Here is a 20,724-nt window from a genome sequence, read left to right on the forward strand (position 1 = left end):
AACGGCAAAAGTTCACCTATCGTGAGGTTGACTGATGAGCGAGCTGCATCCCAGGATTTCCCGGTGAACGGGACTGTGTCGGTCAATTGTCCAATTTGCTGCGTGGCAGGACAACGGGTCCACTTGCGAGGCAGGGCCTTTCGCGCAGTATCCCACGGTGTTCACGCAGGTGGAGCTGGCGCGTCCGTCGTTGTCGACGGCCTCCATCGGGACCTGGGACAAGATCGGCATGATCGCGCGCACCGGCAGCCCCCAGGCCGACCGGGTGACCGTCGCCCAGATCGATCCCACCGGTGCGGGCGTCTGTGAGACCACCGCCGACGCCAATGCCACCGCACAGGTTGTCTCGGCCATCACCGAGGGGACCGATTTGCCGTTCACGCACCTCGATCAGGTGGACATCGTGGGCCACACGCTGCGCGGAATCTGGCCGCAGGCGTATCGCGATGCCATCGGCCGAGTGGACGGCCTGGTCGGGCAGAGCGCTTACGAGACAGCCAGTTTCGTCATCGCGCGCGGATCAGGGTTCGCGGCGGGAACGGAGAACAACGGATACACCCTCGCCGACATCACACCGACAGTTCTCGACCTGCTCGATGTCTCGGCTCCCGCGAATCTCGACGGCGCGTCGATGGTGACGGGCGGCTCTGGCAACCCGACGGCACCGGTGCCGAACACGCCACCGGTCGACTCCGGGATCACCGGTTCCTCGTCAGGTTCGGCACAGGCGGCCATGGTGGCGAATCCGTTGTGCCTCTTGGGGAGTGGATCGGCGAGCGGTTCGTCCGGGAGATGACGCGCACCGCCGTGGTCCGGCTCAGATGACGCCGAGGGCCAACATCGCATCCGCGACCTGGATGAAGCCGCCGATGTTGGCGCCCGCCACGTAGTTGCCCGGCGCACCGTATTCGTCGGCGGTGGCCAGGCAACGGTCGTGGATGCCGCGCATGATCTCGGCGAGCCGCTCCTCGGTGTGCTCGAAGCTCCACGAGTCGCGGGAGGCGTTCTGTTGCATCTCCAGCGCACTGGTCGCCACGCCGCCCGCGTTGGCCGCCTTGCCGGGCGCGAAGGTCACCCCCGCCTCGTCGAACAGCCGCACCGCGTCCGGCGTGCACGGCATGTTGGCGCCCTCGGCGACGATCCGGCAGCCGTTGGCGACGAGTTTGCCCGCGGCGACACCGTCGAGTTCGTTCTGGGTCGCGCACGGTAGTGCGATGTCGCAGGGCACCTCCCACAGCGAATGGCCCGCCACATACCGCGCGGTCTCCGTCCGGTTCTCGGCGTAGTCGGCGATCCGACCTCGCCGGACCTCCTTGATCTCCTTGAGCACCTCGAGATCGATGCCCTGCTCGTCGAGGACATAGCCGCTGGAATCCGAGCACGCGACCACGGTGCCGCCGAGCGCGTGGACCTTCTCGATCGCGTAGATGGCGACGTTGCCCGAGCCCGACACCACCACCCGCTGGCCCTCCAAGGAACGGCCCGCCGCGCCCAGGATCTCGTTGACGAAGTAGACCGTGCCGTAGCCGGTGGCCTCCCTGCGCACCTGCGAACCGCCCCAGGTCAGGCCCTTGCCGGTGAGCACACCGGACTCGTATCGGTTGGTGATGCGCTTGTACTGGCCGAACAGGTAGCCGATCTCACGGCCACCCACACCGGTGTCACCGGCGGGGACGTCGGTGTGTTCGCCGAGATGCCGGTAGAGCTCGGTCATGAACGCCTGACAGAACCGCATCACCTCACCGTCGGAGCGGCCCTTCGGGTCGAAATCCGAACCGCCCTTGCCGCCACCGATGGGTAGCCCGGTCAGCGCGTTCTTGAAGATCTGCTCGAACCCCAGGAATTTCACGATGCCCAGGTACACCGAAGGATGGAAGCGCAGTCCGCCCTTGTAGGGGCCGAGCGCGGAGTTGAACTCCACCCGGAAGCCACGATTGATCTGCACCGCGCCGGAATCGTCGACCCACGGAACCCGGAAGATGATCTGGCGTTCGGGCTCGCACAACCGGCGAATCACCGCCGCGTCGGCGTAGTGCGGGTGTTTGGCGACGACGGGGGCGAGGCTGTCGAGGACCTCGTGGACGGCCTGGTGGAACTCGGTTTCCCCGGGGTTGCGGCGCAACACTTCGTCGTAGATGTCGCTCAGTTTCGCGTCCAGGACGGCCACTCGCAGTCTCCTTGTCGTCGTCGTTGCCTCCGCGGCCTGCCCGCCTGCGGATACCCGAGCACGGACCGTCATTTCAGGGATGCCAACCCTGGGGAAGTCCCGGCCGCACCTCACACGGTAGCTGCGCCGGCAGTGAGTCCCCCGGACCGCACATCGGTACCCGCTACGACCCAGGCTGATCCTGCGTGCGCTGTCGGTCCGCCAGACCGGATGCCTTGCCGTCGCTTCATGGGCGTCGACCTCACTCCGAGCCCGCGACTGGGCTGGGTGCGCACGCTGGCCGAAGCGGGTCTGCTCCTGCGCACCGACGTCCCCGACTGTGTGCTGTGTGACCTGCACCTGACCGATGCCAACGGGCTCGAAGCGCTGGCACGGATCCGCGAGGACAACGACCGGGTCGCGATCGTGGTGATGACCGTCTTCGACCGGGAGCACATCGGGCTCGCCGCATTGGCGTCGGGAGCCCAGGACTACCTGGTGAAAGGTTGGGTGGAGTCGTTGCTCGGCGGCGACTTCTACGACGTGATGCAGGATCCGAACGGCCTGGTGCACGCCATCATCGGCGATGTCTCCGGCCACGGGCCCGATGCCGCCGCGACCGGGGTGGCGTTGCGGGTGAACTGTCGGGCGATGTTCTCCGCCAGCGGTTCGGTCTGTCGTAGGTCACGGTGGGTTCGGCGGTGAAACGACCTGCGGTGGACGGCGACAGCTGCTCAGATCCTGGCGTTCGATTGGTCTGTCCGGTGGCTGCAGAAATGCCTTCCGGCGGGCCGGTCAAACGTCGGGCACCACCGCGCGCGGCCCGCCGCGGCGATGGCGAGGATGAAAGGTGTTCGAATTCATCGGAGGTCGCCGACGGCGGTTCGCTGGTTCGTGGCCGTCAGAACCCGGCCAGTCCCGAGGCCAGATCCGGGATGTCGAGCACGTGCGTGACCTGGTCACGCACGTCGGGGCAGTGCTGCGCGGCCGCGGCGTCGACGACCTGCCGATGCCGGGCAACCGAAACGTTGACCGCACCGTTGCGCAGGGCCCAGTTATGGACCACGCCATTGAATGTCGCCTTGGCCAACGTCGTGTTCTGCTGGTCCCAGTTGCCGACATCGGCACGCAGCATGTCGCACAGCTGGATCGCCGCGGCGGTGCCGATCATCGGTTCCTCGGTCGGACCGGGGTCCTTGCCCGGCCCCTGTGGATCGGTGGTGGTGGCGCACGAGAGCACACCGATCGCCGCGAGGGCGGTGAGTGCGGCGAGACGGGACGCGGCGGAAAGGGAATGGCGCTGGCGTGTCATGGATTTCCTTTGATCGGCGCTGGACGACTGGATCTGTTGCGCGTATTCCCGCGGTTCGCGTGACCAATCAGCGCCCTCGGTACCATTGCTCACGGTTCAGAGACCCGTCGGTCGGGTACCCGGGCATCGGTAGCGTCGAGAACACGAGGGGAATACACCATGGCGAATCCGTCCGACAGGTCCATGGCGGCTCGGCAGATTCGCAACTCGGCACTCGGGTGACGGTGAAGGCCGAGATAGGTCAGTTGCTGATGTTGCGCACGGCCCCGAACTCCTGACCGCCGTCGCGCACTAGGCCGGAATCCGTACACGCCGAGGGCAGCGCCACGGCGCCCGGCACGGACAGCGCACGTCAGCGAGGTCCGGGCCCACGTCGGCGATCTGATGCCTTCGGCCAAGCCTGAGTCCGGGCGTTGGACGTCACCAGCGGCGGCGTCGAAGGGTCCGGCGAATTCGGGTCACGCTTCGGTGAGGGTGTGCGCGAGTTCGGCGGCGCGGGCGGCGATGGCGGTGCCCAGGTCGGCGGTGGTTGCGGGGCCGCCGAGGTCCGGGGTGCGGACGGTGCCCGCGGCGAGGACATCGCGGACTGCCCGATCGACGGCGGTGGCCGCGGTGTCCTCGCCGAGGTGGGAGAGCAGCATCGCGCCGGCGAGAATCTGGGCGACCGGGTTGGCGATGCCGAGGCCCGCGATGTCGGGGGCGCTGCCGTGGACGGCCTCGAACATCGACGGTGCGTCCGCGTCGGGGTTGATGTTGCCCGAGGGTGCGAGGCCGAGTCCGCCGGTGACGGCGGCGGCGAGATCGGAGAGGATGTCGCCGAACAGGTTCGAGCCGACGATCACGTCGAGTCGGTCGGGATGCAGCACGATTTCGGCAGCGAGGGCGTCGACGTGCATCTGCCGGGTCTGCACCGACGGATACTCCACGGCGATGCGTTCGAAGACGCTGTCCCAGTAGGGCATCGAGTGGATCAGTCCGTTCGACTTCGTCGCCGAGCAGAGCTTTCCCGAGCGTTCCGTGGCGCGGTCGAAGGCATAGCGGATGATTCGTTCACAGCCGGTGCGGGTGAACACCGATTCCTGGAGTACGAATTCGTCCGGCCGCCCTGGATTGTGGATGCCGCCGATCTCGGAGTACTCACCCTCGGAGTTCTCGCGCACGATGAGAATGTCGAGGTCGTCGGCGGTGCGGTCGCGCAGGGCCGATTCCGTGCCGGGCAGCAGCCGCACCGGCCGCAGGTTGACGTATTGCCCGAAAGCTCGGCGCAGCGGAATCAGCAAGCCCCACAGGGAGATGTGGTCGGGCACGCCCGGAAATCCGACGGCACCCAAGAGAATCGCGTCGAACCCGGCGAGCTGCTCGGGCCCGTCCGGTGGCATCATCGCGCCGGTTCGCAGGTAGTTCTCACAGGACCAGTCGAATTCGGTCCAGCTGATTCCCGGTAGTACTCGGTCGAGCACCTTGACCGCCTCGGCGGTCACGTCGACGCCGATCCCATCGCCCGGAATGGTCGCGATCCGGTATGTGCGCACGCTGTCTCCCTAAACCTTGACGCCGATGTATTTGGTCTCGAGGAATTCGTCGATCCCGGTGAACCCGCCCTCGCGCCCGAGACCGGACTCCTTCACCCCGCCGAACGGCGCGGCCGGATTGGAGACCACGCCCTGGTTGAGGCCGACCATCCCGGTCTCGAGCGCTTCACAGACGCGTAGCCCGCGCCGCAGGTTCTCGGTGAACACGTAGGCGACCAGTCCGTAGGGGGTGTCGTTGGCTCGGGTGATCGCCTCGTCCTCGGTGTCGAAGGTGCCGATCGCGGCGACGGGCCCGAAGATCTCGGTGTGGCACAACTCGGCGTCGTCGGGCACACCGGTGAGCACGGTCGCGGGGTAGAACGTTCCGGGACCGTCGATCGCCGTGCCGCCGAGCAACACCGTCGCGCCGCGCTGTCGTGCGTCGGCCACGAGATGCTCGACCTTGGCCACCGCGTCGGCGTCGATGAGCGGCCCGACAACGACACCCGCCTCGGTGCCGCGACCCATCGGCAGCGCCGCCATCCGCGCCGCCAGCCGCTGCGCGAACTCCTCGGCGATCCCGCGCTGCACCAGGATTCGGTTCGCCGCCGTGCACGCCTGACCGATGTTGCGCATCTTGGCCGCGAGCGCGCCCTCGACCGCGTCGTCGAGATCGGCGTCGTCGAACACCAGCAGCGGCGCGTTGCCGCCGAGCTCCATGGAGGTCCGCATGACGGTGCGAGCGCACTGTTCGAGCAGCAGCTTCCCGATGGCGGTCGACCCGGTGAAGGAGAGTTTGCGCGAGCGCGGATCGGCGATGATCGGTGCCGTGACCGCGCCCGGGTCAGCCGTGGTGACCACATTGACCACACCGGCGGGAACGCCCGCTTCGGCGAGTACTGCCGCGAGGGCGAGCATCGAAAGTGGCGTCTGCTCAGCCGGTTTCACGACGCAGGTGCATCCGGCGGCCAACGCGGGCGCGATCTTGCGCGCGCCCATCGCCATCGGGAAGTTCCACGGCGTGATGAGCAGGCTCGGCCCCACCGGCTGCTTGGTGACCAGAAAACGTGAACCGCCCGTCGGTGCCTGCATGTACCCGCCGTCGAGCCGAACGGCTTCCTCGGCGAACCAGCGGAAGAACTCCGCGGCATAGGCGACCTCGCCACGCGCCTCGGGCAGCGGCTTGCCCATCTCGAGCGTCATGATCAGGGCGAGGCGTTCGGTGTCGGCCAGCAGCGCGTGGTGGGCGCGCAGGAGAATGTCGCTGCGCGTGCGTGGAGGGGTGTTCGCCCAGTCCGCTTGGGCGTCGGCCGCGGCGGTGAGCGCGTCGAGTCCGTCGGCGGCGGTCGCGTCCGCCACCGTGCACAGCCGGGCACCGGTCGCGGGATCGAGGACGGGCAGTGCGGCGGGGGAGTCGCGCCATCGGCCGCCGATGAACAACCCCGTGGGGACGCTGTCGATGGCGGCTCGCTCGGCCGCGCTCAGGTTCTCGAGCAGTTGTGCGCTGCCCCCGGACTCGTCCATGCGGTGCCTGCCTCCCGACGCGGTGGATCACCCATTGCTGTGACCCCTCCCGCCATGTTATGCATATTGTCAACAATCCGACAATGGACAATCTGGGGAGTCGTTGATGACCGAGCTGTCTCCCATCCTGAAGCAGGCCACGCCCGTGCGGGTCGACCACGGCGCGGGCTGCTACCTCTACGACGCCGACGGTCGCCGCTACCTGGATTTCACCGCAGGGATCGGCGTCACCAGCACCGGGCACTGCCATCCCACCGTGGTGGCGGCGGCTCAGGCCCAGGTCGCCCGCCTGATCCACGGCCAGTACACGACGGTGATGCACAAGCCGCTGCTCGAGCTCACCGAGCGACTCGGCGCCGTACTGCCCGAAGGTCTGGACACGCTGTTCTTCGCCAATTCCGGCAGTGAGGCGGTCGAGGCGGCACTGCGCCTGGTGCGCCAGGCCACCGGGCGCCCGAATGTGGTCGTCTTCCACGGCGGTTTTCACGGCCGCACCGTCGCCGCCGCGACCATGACCACCTCGGGGACCCGGTTCTCAGCGGGGTTCAGTCCGCTGATGTCGGGTGTGCACGTGGCCCCGTTCCCGACCGCCTACCGCTATGGCTGGAGCGAAGCCGAGGCCACCGACTTCGCGCTGCGCGAGCTCGACTATCTGCTCGCCACCCTGACCTCGCCCGCGGAGACCGCCGCGTTCATCGTCGAACCGGTGCTCGGGGAGGGCGGCTACATCCCCGGCAACACCCGGTTCTTCCAGGGTCTGCGCGAACGCGCCGACCGGCATGGCATCCTGCTGGTCTTCGACGAGATCCAAACCGGCTTCGGCCGCACCGGAAAGTTCTTCGGCCATCAGCACTTCGACGTTCGTCCCGACGTGATCACCATCGCCAAAGGTCTGGCCAGCGGGTTCCCGCTGTCGGGCATCGCGGCATCGCGGGAACTGATGGCGAAGGCCTGGCCGGGCTCCCAAGGGGGCACCTACGGCGGCAACGCCGTGGCCTGTGCCGCCGCCGTGGCGACACTCGACGTCATCGAGGCCGAGGGCCTGGTCGACAACGCGGCGGTCCGCGGAGCGCAGTTGCGCAGCGGCGTCGAACAGCTGGCCACCAAGGCAATCGGGGATGTTCGCGGTCTCGGGCTGCTCGTCGGAGCCGAATTCACCACGGCGACCGGTGAACCCGACACCGCGACGGCAACGGCCGCCCAGAAGGCTGCCGTCGACAAGGGGCTGCTGTTGCTCACCTGCGGTGCCCACATGAACGTCGTGCGGATGATCCCGCCGCTGATCGTCACCGATACCCAAGTAGACGATGCGCTGGCGATCTGGTCGGAAGTCCTCGCCGAGCTGTAGCGCTCGCACCGACCCCGCGCCCTCGCACCGCACAGGAAGCAGGACCCGATGGCCCGCTACATGAGCATCACCCTCACCAAAGCCGGCATCACCTGCCGCGCCCGCCTCCTCGACGACGAAGCACCGCTCACCTGCGCCGCCGTCTGGGACGCGCTCCCACAGGAGGGCGACGCCTTCCACGCCAAATACGCCCGCAACGAGGTCTACACCCTGGTACCCCGCATCACCGCGGCCCCACATCGCGAAAACCCCACCGTCACACCGATTCCCGGCGACGTCTGCCTCTTCGACTTCGAACCCTGGGAAATCGGCAACCCCGCCTACGGCTACGAACCCGGTTCCGCCGCCCACCACGCCCAGGGCGCCACCGACCTGGCCCTGTTCTACGGCCGCAACAACCTCCTGATCAACGGCGACCTCGGCTGGGTCCCCGGCAGCGTCTTCGCCACCATCGAAGATGGCTTACCCGACCTCGCCACCGCCTGCAACGGACTGTGGCTCAGCGGCGTCGAGGGCGAGACCCTGTCCTTCGCCCGCGCGTGAATCCGGAACCAGATGCGCCGGTCGTGGCTTTCCAGTGCGTTGTCAGCGGCCGGGTGGACGCCCCGCCGCGGCTGGCTGCACACTTGCGGGCGGTTCATGACGTGGCCTGCCAGCTGGCCGAGTGGCTGAAGACCACTTACGACACAGTGCAATTCGATGCCGATGCGGTGTTGTTCGGTGCGGCCACCCACGACATCGGGAAGATCCTCCACCCTGCCGAACTGTCCGGCCCGGGCTCAGCGCACGAAGCCGACGGGCACCAACTTCTGCTCGACCTTGGAGTGCACGACAGCGCTGCGCGGTTCGCGCGTACCCATGCCGCCTGGACCGAACCCGACATCGGCATGGACGACCTCCTTGTCGGTCTCGCCGACAAGATCTGGAAGGCCAAGCGGGTTCCCGAGCTCGAACAGCTCATCGTGGAGCGGGTGGCCGCGGTCAGCGGGCAAGAACCCTGGCAGGTCTTCATGATGCTCGACGAAGAACTCGACAGGATCGCGGCCGAGGCCGATCAGCGATTGGCCTTCCAGGCCGCCTACCCGATCACGACAGCCAAGCCGGAACCTATGACAGACTACCGGCGGATAGCCACACACAGCGCGCCCTCGTCGGCAGAGGAGTGCGGTGGCGGCTGGTGCGGCGGCCCTTGGGATCCCGCAGAGCGCCAACTCCATCGCCAAAGTTCGCGGTGTTGGCTACCTTCAGCTCCATGATCTATCCAGGCAGGGATTCGGCTTCGCGAGTGGCGCAGCTGGCGGACAACACATAATCGGCAGTACAGGATATCGTCTTGCGCCGGTCTGCCTACGTCGTCGTTGCACCAAGCCTGAGACCTTCTACGGGCTGCGGCAGGGTGCGGTGCAGTGACGGGGCATTGGCGATGCTGGTGCCGTCAGATCAGCTCCGGCGGAAGTGCCAACGACGGGACGAGTGCTGCCAGGTCGACCAGCTCGATGCGTCGGCCGTGAACACGAACGAAATCCGCGACGGTGAAATCGCTCGCAGGTCCGAAATGTTGCTCGAACCGGGCTCTGGTGTGCGGAGACGACCGGCCGAGCGCCCACGCGATCGTCGACTTGGAGGCCGTAAGAAACTTGACAGGCAACGCACCGACGACGAAAAGCTGAGCGCGCCGACCACTTTCATCGAGTGCCAAGTGGACCAGGTCGGAGACGACACCTCGCTTGCGCATGGTGTCGGCCCCTTTCCACTGCGCGACTTTGAACTCGGCGATCCGACGATCTGTTTCCAGATCGAACGGCCGCGACGGATCATTTCCCGCTCCCAGGGAGGGCCGTCGGATGACAGCCTCTCCTTCTTCCAAGATGGCGGGTAGCACGCGTGCGATGACGGTCGCATGAATGACGTCGTTGAGGCGCCCGACGTGTGCGCGCACAGCCAGCGCGGCGTCAAGAAGGTCGTCGCTGAATCCGTACCTGGTGGTCACGTCACGACTCGCCTCAGATCCAGCATGCTGGAGATCAGCTTCCGCGGCAGCGAGGTGCGCTGTCAGGTCGTGGTCGGCGAGAAACCGCGACAGCGTCGCGAATGACCCGGCCAATTCATCGATGCCACCGGATCGGGCGGAGGATTCCGCCCGATCACCCTCGGCCTGCGGCGGCGTGTAGACGCTGGTGGACAGCCCCAACCGGCGCAGCTCCGCGAGGGCACGATGCGACGTATATGCCGAGCGTGGCAACCCGGTGATCAGCTGATACACCTGCTTGGGCGGATAGCGTCTGTTCGCGACAATCACCCAATGCTCGCGGATCGGCTCAGGTTCAACCCTGCTGATCATTTCGAACACCGAAGGCTCGATCGGTTCTTCCATTCCCGAGAGGTTTCACCACCACCGGCGCGCACGGCAACCGCTGACAGTGAATTGCGCCGACCAGACGCACAACCAGCGGCATGAGCGTGTGTTGGCCATGTGTTCGATCCATGCGCGAGGCGTCCAGCGCGGGCTCATGATTCCAGCCTCCCCGCACCTGGCGGACTCCACCACGATGCGAGCGGTCAGGGGCAGGTTCCGGCACCTGCGGTGACGAGCGTGCGCAGCGTGTCCGCAGTGAATTCGTCCATTGGATAGAACAATTCGATTGCCCGGGCAATCGAACAACCATGCACGGAAGATCGGCACTACGGCGCGTCCATGGGTCGTGGTCCGTGCACGATGAGGTGTCACTCGTGGCGGAAGTCGCCGAGGTCAGTGTTCGGGAAAGTGCACCGTGATCTCCCCGCCGAGGTGATACCCGCCGGCCAAGCGCAGGTTGTCGCCACTCCAAAACCTGCCCGGGTCATACCAATTCGGACGTCTGTTCGGCAACAAGCCCATGGCCTCATACGTCATGGCGACGATCTCCGCGCAGTAGGCGTTCTCCAGACCGGCTTGTTCGGATTCGCGCTGTTTCGACCGCTTCGGTACCGGCACCCGGCCCAGCAACCAGCGCCCCGCCAGCGCGCCGGTGGAGGGGAAGGGCATACCGTCCAGCCTTGCCACCACCCGCAGTGCTGCATCCTCCATCTCGCGGGTCACCGGCCGATCCAACTGACGCATCCACGCCTGTTGCCCGTACTCCTGGCTCCACCGGATGACCGCAGCCCGCAGGTCGTGTAGCTGGGCTCCGCGATGGTGGCTACCCGACCAGATATCCGGTAGTGCCCGACCGAGCTCGGCATGCCAAATCAGCGCCGGTAGGTCATCGATGACCACTGCCATGCCGACGTGGTTCACCGGACTGTTGGTCAATCCCCGGATCGCGCGATCGGCGCGAGAATGCCCGCGAAACAACCATAGATCCCCCGTTCGCGTCAGCTCTGCTGCTTCGTCCAAGCCGATACTTATCGGCGTTTCGTCTGGCACAGCGACTAGCCTAGGCGCATGCGCTGGTGGAAGATATTGGGTCTGGCCGGGACCGCGGGTGTCGCGGCGACCGGGGTGGTCATCGTGCGGGCCGAACGCAAACGTCGCGCATACACCCCGGACCAGGTCCGCGAGCGGCTGCACGCGCGCCTCGGCGACAAATCCAACCGGCCGAACTCCACCACGCCAGTCGACGACGGCAGCGAGCACTACTGAACGAAAGAGTGCGCCATTACTGATGGTCTCGTGACTGCGCTGCGAGTATCGCGGCCGCGACGGATGTGGGATGGAGCTCCACCACCACCACGTCGTCGCCGTCGAGGTGGCCGCGTTCAGAGATCGCCAACCCGATGAGGGCCAGCTCCGCGGCGCGGTCTCGTATGGCGTATTGGTCGGGGGTTTCCTCACCGGTCTCACCGGTTTCGTCGCGATTCCAGGCGGCGACGGCTGCCTCGGCCAACGCGATGGGCAGGCGAATGGAGACCCGCTGGACCCGAGGGGCAATCCACGCACCGATTGCGGCGAGCACGTTCGAATCGTCGAGGTACCTGGCGTGCGCCTCTTGCTCGGTCACGCGGGGAGCGTACGCAGCCACAGAAGTGTGCGCGAACCCTTTTCAGCTGTTCAGCACGAACTCGGCGTGCCGGGCGACCGCGAGGATCAGGTCGTCGGAGTGGCGCGGCCCAACGATCTGCAAGCCGACCGGCAGCCCGGCGCGCGTCGTGCCGACCGGGATGCTGATGGCGGGCTGTTGGGTCATGTTGAACGGGTAGGTGAACGGGGTCCAGTCGGGCCAGCCGGTCAGCTCGCTGCCGGGTGGCACATCGTGGCCGGCTTCGAACGCGGTGATCGGCATGGTCGGGGTGATCAGGACGTCGTAAGCCATGTGGAAGTTGCCCATCGTGATGCCCATTTCGGCGGCGACGTGGCGGGCATCGAGATAGTCGATGGCGCTCACGGAGTCACCGCGGGCCCACACCTCGGCCAGACCGGGATCCACCCGCTCGCGGGACCCGGCCGGGAACTTCGACAGCATGGTCGCCGCGCCCGCGGCCCACAGTGTCTCGAATGCCGCACGCGGATCGGCGAATCCGGGATCGACGGCGTCGATGGTGAGATCGGCCTGGGCCAGCCGACCGACGGCGGCCTCGACGATGGCGGCGACCTCGGGATCGACGCGCGCGTAACCGAGCGTGGCGGAGTAGCCGACCGACAGCCCGCGCACATCCCGCTGCATCTGGCTGCGGAACGTCGTGAAAGTGGGCGCCAGTGCGGTCGGGTCGCGCGGATCGGGCAGCGAGAGGATGTCCATCAGCAGGGCCGCGTCCTCGACGGTGCGCGTCATCGGCCCGGCGTGCGCGAGCGGTCCGAACGGGCTGGCCGGGTAGAGCGGTACCCGTCCGTGCGTCGGTTTGAAGCCGACGATGCCGCAGAACGAAGCGGGAATCCGGATGCTGCCGCCGCCGTCGGTGCCGACCGACACCGGCGTCATCCCGCCCGCCACCGCCGCCGCACTGCCACCGGACGAACCGCCTGCCGTCGTCGTGGGATCGGCCGGATTGCGGGTGATCCCGGTGAGCGGGCTGTCGGTGACGCCTTTCCACGCGATCTCCGGGGTGGTCGTCTTCCCGACGAACACCATCCCGTCCTCGCGCAGCCGGGCGGCGACCGGACTGTCCACCGTCCACGGCCCGCCCGCATCGACGCACGTGGAGCCGCGCAGCGTCGGCCAGCCTTCGGTCAGAAAGATGTCCTTGATCGAGATCGGCACACCGTCGAGCAAGCCGCGCGGATTGCCCGACTGCCAGCGCGCCTCGGAATCCTTGGCCTGCACGAGCGCACGATCGGGGTCGACCAGGCAGAAGGCGTTGAGCGCGCTATCGCGGGCGGCGATGGCGTCCAGGCAGGCTTGGGTGGCCTCGACGGGGGAGAGCAGCCCGGCCGCGTAGGCCGAGACCAATTGCACCGCGGTCATCGCGGTGGGGTCGGTGGGGCGACCGGGATCGGGCTGTGTCATGGCGGGGCTCCTTCAGCCGGGCACGTACCCGAGCGTTTTGTCGACAACGTTGTCCAGTGGCAGACCCGCTGTCCACCTGCCGAAGTTCTCGGTGAACGTGCGCACGATCTCGGTGCGCCAGCCACGGAAATCCCCCGAATTGTGTGGTGTGAGAACCACATTCGGCAGATCCCACAGCGGGTGACCGACAGGTAGCGGTTCCGGGTCGACCACGTCCAGCGCGGCCCCGGCGATCGAGCCGTCGGTGAGGGCGGACACGAGATCGTCGGTAACCACGGATTCCCCGCGCCCGACGTTGACAAACATGGCATGCGGTTTCATCGCCGCGAACGCGGCGGCGTCGAACATGTGCCTGGTCTGCGCGGTGAGCGGCGCGATCGAGATCACGTAGTCGGCGCCGGGCAGTTCGGCGAGCAGATCGTCGCTGACGGTGCCGAAATCGGGATCGCCGGTGCGGGCGCGACGCCCGACCCCGCGCACTGTCATCCCCACGGCGCGCAACAGTCGTGCGATGGTGCGCCCGATCGCGCCGGTGCCGACGATCAGTGCCGTCGCCCCGTGCACGCGTTCGGATTCGCGGTGGCGCCACTCGTGCCGCTGCTGCAACCGGATCGAGCCCGGCAGATCCTTCGCGAACGAGATGATCTGCCCGAGCACATATTCGGCGATGGCGGAGTCGAACACGTTGCGGGTGTTGGTGACCACCACCTCGGAGGCGCGCAGCTCCGGGAACATCACCGGATCCACGCCGACGCCGCCCATGTGCAACCAGCGCAGCCGGTCGGCGGCGTGCCAGGCGCCCGGTACGGCGCGGGTCTGGAAGTCGTAGACGAACAACACATCGGCGCCACGCAGCGCATCGGCGAGCCCGTCGGCCTCTGTGTAGCGCACGGCGGCGCGCTGGGCGACCGGGGCCATGAGGTCCGATGCGGGCACACTGTCACGATGTAGGACGGTGACAATCGGCCCGTTTTCCACATTGACACCGTAAGTTCAGATCGTATGATTGTCAACAATCCGATCGTGTTCGGAGGTCCGCCCGGCTGAGCGCGAGAGGGGCCGCTGTGGAGTTCAGCTTCCCGGACATCGACGGGCCGGTAGCCCAACGAGGCATCGGCGTGATCGCGCCGTTCGACCTCGCCCTGGAACGGGAACTGTGGCGGTGGGCGCCCCTCGAGGTGAGTCTGCACCTGGCCCGCACCCCCTATGAACCCGTGCCGGTGTCGCTGGCCATGGCCGAGTTGGTGTCGAACCCGCTGCACCTGACCGCGGCCACCCACGACGTGCTGCACGTGGAACCGGAAGTCGTCGCCTACCTGTGTACTTCGGGCAGTTTCATCAACGGCCTCGCCTACGAACGGTCACTGCGGGAAACGATCTGCCTGGCCGGGGCACCCGACGCGGTGACCACCTCGGGCGCGCTGGTGGAAGCGATCAAGCACCTCAACATCACCCGCATGTCGGTCATCACCCCCTACGACGAGATTCTCACCGGCAAGCTGCGCGAGTTCCTCGACGAGGCCGGCTGCACCACGATCAGGTCCGATCACCTCGGGCTCGGCGGCGGCATCTGGAAGGTCAACTACCGCACCATCGCCGAACGGATACTGCGCGCCGACGACCCGCGCTCGGAAGCGATCTTCGTCAGCTGCACCAATCTGCCGACCTACGACGTGATCGAACCCCTCGAACAGGCGCTCGGCAAACCCGTCCTCACTGCCAACCAACTGACCATGTGGGCCTGCCTCGGCCGAATGAAACTGCCGATGATGGGGCCAGGGAAATGGCTCCTCGATGTCTTCTGAATGGAGTGAGATGCACAGTCCGACAATAGGATTCATCTATCCCGACCATGCGGCCGAGGACGACTACCCGCGCGCCGCGGCCCTGCTCGGCGCCGCACTGCCGGTGGCGCACATCTACGGCACCGACCTGCACGCGATCCCCGAACTGCTCGACCTCGGCAGTCCCGAGAAACTGCGTCGTGGCGCCGAACTGCTCGCGCCCGACGAACCCGCCGCCGTCGTCTGGGCTTGCACCTCGGGCAGTTTCGTCTATGGCCCGCACGGGGCGCGCGGACAGGTCGAGAGCCTGGCCGAAGCGGCCGGTGTGCCCGCGTCGAGCACGAGTTTCGCCTTCGTCGAGGCGGCGCGGGCTCTCGGGGTGCGGCGTGTCGCCGTCGTCGCGAGTTACCCCGAGGACGTCGCGCGGTTGTTCGTCGACTTCCTCGCCGACGCGGGCATCGAGGTGGTGTCGATGTCGAGCGCCGGTATCGACACCGCCGCCGAGGTCGGCACCCTCACCCCCGACCAGGTTCTCACTCTGGCAGTCACCAACGACCATGCCGATGCCCAAGCGCTGCTCATCCCCGACACCGCCATGCATACTCTCGAAGTGCTCCCGAAACTCGAAGCCGCGCTCGGCAAGCCGGTACTCACGGCGAACCAGGTCACCATCTGGGAAGGTCTGCGGCTGGCCGGGGTGACCCCGTTCGCGCCCGAACTCGGCGCGTTGTTCGCGCAGGAGAGCCGACATGTCGATCATTGACTTCGAGCCGGTCAACCAGCAGTCCACCGCGGAGATGATCGCCGACCGGCTGCGCGAGGCGATCATGCGCGGTGCGCTGGCACCCGGCGCCCAACTCGGCGAGGCCGATCTGGCGACCAGCTTCGGCGTCTCGCGCGGACCCGTCCGCGAGGCCATGCAGCGCCTCGTCCAGGAAGGGCTGCTCTTCAGCATCCGCAACCGCGGCATCTTCGTCATCGAACTCACCACCGACGATGTCATCGACATCTACCGCGCCCGCACCGCCCTGGAAGGCGGCGCACTCGAACTCATCCTCGATGGTCGTCGCGAGATCGCCTACGCCGCGCTGCAACCCAGCGTCACCGCCATGCGCGTGACGGCCGAAGCGGGTGACGCCACCGGAGTCTCCGACGCCGACCAGGCCTTCCACGAATCCCTCGTCGCCGCCGCCGACAGTCCTCGCCTGGTCCGCGCCGCCCGCACCCTGCTCATCGAAACCCGTATGTGCCTCGGGGCGCTGCAAACCACCTACCCAGACCTGCGCGAACAAGCGCGCGAACACGTCGAGTTGCACGAAGCGATCGGCAGTGGTTCTCCGGACCGTGCCCGTGCTCTGCTCGTCGAGCACATGGACGACGCGGTGCGCCGCCTGCGCGGCCGTTAGGTGGCCCAGTGCTCGCCCGACGGGGCGGGTACGGGTCTGCCACGCCGAGGTGGACCAGGAACGGCAGTGTGTTCCGTCCGACACCTGCCGACCTCGCTGTGGTCACCCGTGTTGCCCAGGGTGGATCATGAGAGCCGATCGGCAACCGAGGGAGAGCAACGAATGCAATCAATGATTCCCGACTACCTGGCCGAGGTCCTTGCGGCGGTGGAGTCGGATACCTCCGGAGAGCTGGCGGGTTACATCCCCGAACTCGCCGCGGCGGATCCCGAGCGGCTCGGCGCGGCCTTCGCCACCGTCGACGGCGAGGTCTATGGTGCCGGAGACATCGACACCGAGTTCACCATCCAGTCGATCTCGAAGCCGTTCACCTACGCACTGGCGCTGTCCGATCGTGGCTTCGACCCGGTGCTGGCCAAAGTCGGTGTCGAGCCGTCCGGTGAGGCGTTCAACGAGATCTCCCTCGAACGCGACACCGGGCGTCCCCGCAACCCCATGATCAACGCCGGCGCGATCACCACCCACTCGCTGGCCGGTGCGGCGGATCTGAATGCCGCAGAGCGCGTGGCGCGGGTGGTCGAGGGACTTTCGGCGTTCGCCGGTCGTCGGCTGAGGGTGGACGAGGCGGTGTGTGCGTCGGAGATGGAGCACGCACACCGCAACCTCGCCATCGCGCACATGCTCCGCAGCCACGACATCCTCACCGAGGACCCGAGAGCCGTCGTCGACGGGTACATCCGCCAGTGTTCCGTGCTCGTCACCGCGCGGGATCTGGCCATGATGGCCGCGACGTTGGCCAACCGCGGGGTGAATCCCGTCTCGGGTGAGCGGGTGATTCGCGAACCGGTGGTGCGTCAGGTGCTCAGTGTCATGGCCACCTGCGGCATGTATGACGCGGCCGGCGACTGGGCGACCCAGGTGGGCATCCCCGCCAAGAGCGGCGTGGCCGGGGGTCTGATCGGTGCGCTGCCCGGTCAGATCGGCATGGCCACGTTCTCGCCTCGCCTCGACGTCCACGGGAACAGCGTGCGTGGGGTGTCGCTGTTCGAACGCTTCTCCGCAGACATGGGCCTGCACGTGATGGAGGTCCCACCCGCGGCGCGCGCGGTCGTGCGGTCCAACCACGTCGTTGGCGCCGGAACGGAGGCGACCCGCGTCCTGCAACTGCAGGGTGGGGTCGGTTTCGCCGCAGCCGAGCGAATCGTTCGAGAGCTGGTGGACACCGCGCCCGAGGAGCCCACGGTGGTCGTGGACCTCACGATGGTCTCGTCGATCGACGACGTGGCGCGGCGCATGCTGCTGGAGGTCGCGCGTCGGCTCACACTCGACGGCCACGAGGTCTACCTCGTCGACCCGGAATCGGTTGTCCCCGAACCGGATCCCGGAGATGGTGGCCGGGTCACGGTCCTGGACGACGTCGCGGAACTCGTGCGATGAGCAGCGTTTCGATGCGCCCGTTCGTGGACAAGATCATGCCCGAGGCATGGCAGGCCGCGGAAGAGTTCACCTCGGTGATCCGGGCGGCGGTGTTGCGCCGGGGGCTCTCGGCACAGGAGTCCGAGTTGATCAAGCTGCGCACCTCACAGCTCAACGGGTGTGCGTTCTGCATGGATCTGCATTCGCGCGAGGCGAGGAAAGCCGGAATACCGCAGCAGAAGCTCGATCTGCTGCCGGCCTGGCGGGAGACCGCGGTGTTCGACGATCGGGACAAGGCGGTGCTCGCGGTGGCCGAGGCCGCCACGTCGCTGCCCACCACCGAGGAATCGGAGGCCGATCTCTTCGGCGCCCGTGTGGTCCTCGGCGAGGAGACCTTCGTCGCCGCCGAATGGGTGGCGATCACGATCAACGCCTTGAACCGGGTCTCGATCCTCAGCCGACATCCGGTGCGTCCGCGCGATGCGGAAGGAAAGGTCATCCGATGATCAACTGGGTTTCGGCGGGGGAGCCCCCGGCCACCGGATGAGTACGGGTATCGCGCGTTCATGACCGCGAACACCCGTGCACTCGACCGTCACCGCTTCGAGGTCGCAGTCGCCGACAACCCCGTGGCACGCGCTGCCGTCATCAGTAGCCTCGGCGCCTTTCGGAACCCGGACGGCGGATACGGGTGGGGGCTGGAATCGGACCTGTGAGCTCCGGAGAGCCAGCCCAGCGGTGCGTTGCACGCGTGGGAAGCCATCGCCGACGCCGGGACCGCCGCCCCCGACCGCGCCGCGCCGCTCCTGACCTGGCTGCAGCACACCGCGCTCGAAGACGGCGGGCTTCCTTTCGCGTTGCCGATCGCCGACCCGACCGCCTGCGCACCGTTCTGGGCCCAGGCCGACCCGAACGAATCCTCACTTCAGATCACGGCCGCCGTCACCGCCCAGGCGATGCGTGCCGCCCGAGCCGACGAGTGGCTCCGCACCCACCCGCGGGCTCGACGGCTTCTCGATCACCTGGCCCAGTTCGTTCCCGCCGACGGAGCGCTCGCCGTGACGGGAGCCGCGGAAGGGGAGACGATCCACCTGCTGGACTACGCACCCGAACCCGGCCGCCCGATCCGCGACTACTTCACCACTGATGCCGTCGAAACCGACCTCGACCGACTCGAGCGAGGTCAACAGCCCGACGGCGGATGGGCTGTCGACTTCACCAGTTACTCCGCGATCGCCGCACTCGAGTGGCGTGGCTACGCGACCGTCCGCGCGGTGACCACGCTCCGCCGGAACGGACGCTGACCCGTCCGCACACGGTGCGGCTTTGCTCAGACCGGCATGCCCAGGGCCGATGCCAGGGTCTGGCCGATCGCGTTGACGAAAGCGTCGAAGGCGCCGGGGTCGAGGATCTGGCTCGCGACGTCGCGGTTGTGGCAACCGGGTGCGGCGGGGATGCCGTTGAGCCGGTCGTTGAGCCACATCACCGTCGATCCGGCGCCCGCCACGGCGGCGATGCCGTGTTCGGCGATGATGTCACGGGTGTAGGCGACCTGGGCGTTCGGATCCTTGCAGTAGGTGTCGTAGAGCTTGTTCACCGAGTTGATCGGCATGGCCTCGTCGAAGGGCGCCTGGTAGATGTACAGCGGTGCGGCGGGTGTCCCGCGATGGCCGAGGGTGAGTTCCCGCAGGACGGGCTGCATCTCGGGCGCGCCCAGCGGATCACCGGGGTAGTCGAACAGGCCCTTGATGTTCAGGAACGGGAACGTCGCGAATTGCAGTGCCACGCACTGTTCCTCGTGTGCCACCCGCAGCGCCTTGCCCACCGGGTTCATGTACCGCTCGATGAACTGGTCCACCTCGGGGTACTCGCGGGCGACGCCGAGCAACCCGCCGAACACCGCGCCGGCGAAGGTCGAGGTGCCGTTGTTGTAGTCCACGGCCGCCCGGATATCGGCGAGCAGCCCGCCGGTCGCGGCGCCGACCAGATGTAGTTCCGGCGCGTACCGCGGCGCCAGCTCGTTGGCGTGCGCGGTGGGGATGGCGCCGCCGGAGTAGCCCCACAGGGCGGTGCGGGTGTCCGGGCCGAGCTCGGCGGGTTCGAAGTTCTGGGCAGCGCGGATCGCGTCCAGGGTGATCCGGCCACCGAGTGGGCCGACCGCGTAGGCGGCGTTGGGGCCCTGGTGATCGGGCACCACCACAGCGTGACCCAGTTGCAGCATCGCCTGGAGCTCGACGAACTCCAGCGGGATCACGCTGTTCGTCGGGTTCGGCAGGGTCCCCATCTGCAAGGCGTAGGAGGGCGCGCAGTTGATCGACAGCGAGTCCTCGGCGAATTGGAAGGCGAGCAGGCCGCGATCATCGGTCGGCGCGGGGCGGTGCGGGACGATGATGGTGGCGACCGCGGGGATCGGTTCGTCACGAGTGTTGTTGCTGCGATAGGACACCTGCCAGGCCCGGGTGTTGAGCGGGATCAGCCAGAAATTGGCCAGGTTCACCTGGCGGGCCGCCAGGATTTCGCCGGGTTGTGCGGCGTCGACCCTGGCCGGGTCCGGGTTGTAGAACGCCGGATCCAGGAACGGCGGCGCGGGCGGCACCGGAAACGGCAACGCGGGCGCCACCGGAACCGGTTCCGCGACCGCCTGATCGGCAATGGCCGGACAGACCGCGACGGTGAGCCCGGCGGTCAACGCCAGACACGCCCGCGCGAACACCCTGCTGGTGCCCCCTGCCCTGGTCTTCGTCATTTCTCGTACCTCCACAGCGCTGGGGACACCCGCCATTCTTAGATAGAGAGTGTTTATTTCCTAAGTTGTGGACTGACTGTAAAGTGCGGTACATCACTGTGTCAACGA

At 67.4% G+C, this 20,724-nt stretch carries 23 protein-coding genes; 13 read left to right on the forward strand and 10 right to left on the reverse strand.

Annotated features, from left to right (window positions below):
* The first annotated feature begins 157 nt into the window (after positions 1 to 157).
* Complete coding sequence (locus BOX37_RS12705; RefSeq protein WP_071927831.1) at positions 158 to 796, forward strand: alkaline phosphatase family protein; 639 nt, start codon at positions 158 to 160, stop codon at positions 794 to 796.
* A gap of 21 nt (positions 797 to 817) precedes the next feature.
* Here BOX37_RS12705 and gdhA read toward each other — a convergent pair whose 3' ends face one another.
* Entirely contained in the window at positions 818 to 2,167 is a 1,350-nt protein-coding gene (gene gdhA, locus BOX37_RS12710; protein ID WP_071927832.1) for an NADP-specific glutamate dehydrogenase, read from the reverse strand.
* Positions 2,168 to 2,395: 228 nt separating this feature from the next.
* Here gdhA and BOX37_RS12715 point away from each other — a divergent pair, with 228 nt between their 5' ends.
* Complete coding sequence (locus BOX37_RS12715) at positions 2,396 to 2,851, forward strand: response regulator (protein WP_071927833.1); 456 nt, start codon at positions 2,396 to 2,398, stop codon at positions 2,849 to 2,851.
* A gap of 196 nt (positions 2,852 to 3,047) precedes the next feature.
* Here the strand turns inward: BOX37_RS12715 and BOX37_RS12720 are convergent, their stop codons facing one another.
* The 3 genes from BOX37_RS12720 to BOX37_RS12730 all read right to left on the reverse strand — a co-directional run bounded on the left by BOX37_RS12720 (position 3,048) and on the right by BOX37_RS12730 (position 6,493).
* Entirely contained in the window at positions 3,048 to 3,458 is a 411-nt protein-coding gene (locus BOX37_RS12720) for a hypothetical protein (RefSeq protein WP_071927834.1), read from the reverse strand.
* A 458-nt stretch (positions 3,459 to 3,916) separates the two neighbouring features.
* Positions 3,917 to 4,990, reverse strand: coding sequence for a tartrate dehydrogenase (locus BOX37_RS12725; protein WP_071927835.1), 1,074 nt, complete (start codon positions 4,988 to 4,990; stop codon positions 3,917 to 3,919).
* Between the two features lie 9 nt (positions 4,991 to 4,999).
* Complete coding sequence (locus BOX37_RS12730) at positions 5,000 to 6,493, reverse strand: NAD-dependent succinate-semialdehyde dehydrogenase (RefSeq protein ID WP_206045811.1); 1,494 nt, start codon at positions 6,491 to 6,493, stop codon at positions 5,000 to 5,002.
* A 106-nt stretch (positions 6,494 to 6,599) separates the two neighbouring features.
* Between BOX37_RS12730 and BOX37_RS12735 the strand changes: the two genes are divergently transcribed.
* The 3 genes from BOX37_RS12735 to BOX37_RS12745 are packed head-to-tail and all read left to right on the forward strand — an operon-like array spanning position 6,600 to position 9,097.
* A complete protein-coding gene (locus BOX37_RS12735; RefSeq protein WP_071927836.1) occupies positions 6,600 to 7,841 on the forward strand; it encodes an aspartate aminotransferase family protein in 1,242 nt (413 codons plus the stop codon).
* A gap of 48 nt (positions 7,842 to 7,889) precedes the next feature.
* Complete coding sequence (locus tag BOX37_RS12740; protein WP_071927837.1) at positions 7,890 to 8,384, forward strand: DUF3830 family protein; 495 nt, start codon at positions 7,890 to 7,892, stop codon at positions 8,382 to 8,384.
* Between the two features lie 53 nt (positions 8,385 to 8,437).
* Positions 8,438 to 9,097, forward strand: coding sequence for an HD domain-containing protein (locus BOX37_RS12745; RefSeq protein WP_338039866.1), 660 nt, complete (start codon positions 8,438 to 8,440; stop codon positions 9,095 to 9,097).
* A gap of 179 nt (positions 9,098 to 9,276) precedes the next feature.
* On the opposite strand, the gene BOX37_RS12750 is transcribed toward BOX37_RS12745, so the two are convergent.
* Positions 9,277 to 10,215: a hypothetical protein gene (locus BOX37_RS12750; protein WP_084759580.1), complete on the reverse strand. Its 939-nt coding sequence runs from the start codon at positions 10,213 to 10,215 to the stop codon at positions 9,277 to 9,279.
* A 375-nt stretch (positions 10,216 to 10,590) separates the two neighbouring features.
* The gene (locus BOX37_RS12755) at positions 10,591 to 11,247 is read right to left on the reverse strand and encodes a hypothetical protein (protein ID WP_206045813.1); all 657 of its coding nucleotides are present in this window, start codon (positions 11,245 to 11,247) and stop codon (positions 10,591 to 10,593) included.
* 18 nt (positions 11,248 to 11,265) lie between these two features.
* On the opposite strand from BOX37_RS12755, the gene BOX37_RS12760 reads away from it, so the two are divergent.
* Complete coding sequence (locus BOX37_RS12760; RefSeq protein WP_071927839.1) at positions 11,266 to 11,463, forward strand: hypothetical protein; 198 nt, start codon at positions 11,266 to 11,268, stop codon at positions 11,461 to 11,463.
* A gap of 16 nt (positions 11,464 to 11,479) precedes the next feature.
* Here the strand turns inward: BOX37_RS12760 and BOX37_RS12765 are convergent, their stop codons facing one another.
* Genes BOX37_RS12765 through BOX37_RS12775 form a run of 3 tightly spaced genes read right to left on the reverse strand, consistent with a single transcriptional unit; the run spans position 11,480 to position 14,242 of the window.
* The gene (locus BOX37_RS12765) at positions 11,480 to 11,821 is read right to left on the reverse strand and encodes a hypothetical protein (RefSeq protein WP_071927840.1); all 342 of its coding nucleotides are present in this window, start codon (positions 11,819 to 11,821) and stop codon (positions 11,480 to 11,482) included.
* 42 nt (positions 11,822 to 11,863) lie between these two features.
* Positions 11,864 to 13,264 carry an amidase gene (locus BOX37_RS12770; RefSeq protein ID WP_071927841.1) on the reverse strand — a complete coding sequence of 467 codons (1,401 nt, stop codon included), beginning with the start codon at positions 13,262 to 13,264 and terminating at the stop codon, positions 11,864 to 11,866.
* Between the two features lie 12 nt (positions 13,265 to 13,276).
* Positions 13,277 to 14,242: a D-2-hydroxyacid dehydrogenase gene (locus tag BOX37_RS12775; protein ID WP_071927842.1), complete on the reverse strand. Its 966-nt coding sequence runs from the start codon at positions 14,240 to 14,242 to the stop codon at positions 13,277 to 13,279.
* A gap of 86 nt (positions 14,243 to 14,328) precedes the next feature.
* On the opposite strand from BOX37_RS12775, the gene BOX37_RS12780 reads away from it, so the two are divergent.
* From BOX37_RS12780 to BOX37_RS12805, 7 genes are all read left to right on the forward strand, one after another.
* A complete protein-coding gene (locus BOX37_RS12780; RefSeq protein WP_071927843.1) occupies positions 14,329 to 15,069 on the forward strand; it encodes a maleate cis-trans isomerase family protein in 741 nt (246 codons plus the stop codon).
* A gap of 10 nt (positions 15,070 to 15,079) precedes the next feature.
* Entirely contained in the window at positions 15,080 to 15,811 is a 732-nt protein-coding gene (locus BOX37_RS12785; protein WP_071927844.1) for a maleate cis-trans isomerase family protein, read from the forward strand.
* Positions 15,798 to 16,454, forward strand: coding sequence for a GntR family transcriptional regulator (locus BOX37_RS12790; RefSeq protein WP_071927845.1), 657 nt, complete (start codon positions 15,798 to 15,800; stop codon positions 16,452 to 16,454). Before BOX37_RS12785 ends, BOX37_RS12790 begins: the two co-directional genes overlap by 14 nt.
* 162 nt (positions 16,455 to 16,616) lie before the next feature.
* On the forward strand, positions 16,617 to 17,891 hold the full coding sequence (locus BOX37_RS12795) for a glutaminase (protein ID WP_071927846.1): 1,275 nt from the start codon (positions 16,617 to 16,619) through the stop codon (positions 17,889 to 17,891).
* Positions 17,888 to 18,376 (forward strand): carboxymuconolactone decarboxylase family protein, encoded by a 489-nt coding sequence (locus tag BOX37_RS12800; RefSeq protein WP_240505326.1) that lies wholly within the window; start codon positions 17,888 to 17,890, stop codon positions 18,374 to 18,376. The genes BOX37_RS12795 and BOX37_RS12800 overlap by 4 nt, the downstream gene beginning before the upstream one ends.
* A 60-nt stretch (positions 18,377 to 18,436) precedes the next feature.
* Complete coding sequence (locus tag BOX37_RS34890; RefSeq protein WP_206045814.1) at positions 18,437 to 18,586, forward strand: hypothetical protein; 150 nt, start codon at positions 18,437 to 18,439, stop codon at positions 18,584 to 18,586.
* 27 nt (positions 18,587 to 18,613) lie between these two features.
* Complete coding sequence (locus BOX37_RS12805) at positions 18,614 to 19,174, forward strand: hypothetical protein (protein ID WP_206045815.1); 561 nt, start codon at positions 18,614 to 18,616, stop codon at positions 19,172 to 19,174.
* Between the two features lie 26 nt (positions 19,175 to 19,200).
* Here the strand turns inward: BOX37_RS12805 and BOX37_RS12810 are convergent, their stop codons facing one another.
* A complete protein-coding gene (locus tag BOX37_RS12810) occupies positions 19,201 to 20,616 on the reverse strand; it encodes a lipase family protein (protein WP_084759582.1) in 1,416 nt (471 codons plus the stop codon).
* Between the last annotated feature and the right edge of the window lie 108 nt (positions 20,617 to 20,724).

Source organism: Nocardia mangyaensis, from assembly GCF_001886715.1.
Classification (GTDB): domain Bacteria; phylum Actinomycetota; class Actinomycetes; order Mycobacteriales; family Mycobacteriaceae; genus Nocardia; species Nocardia mangyaensis.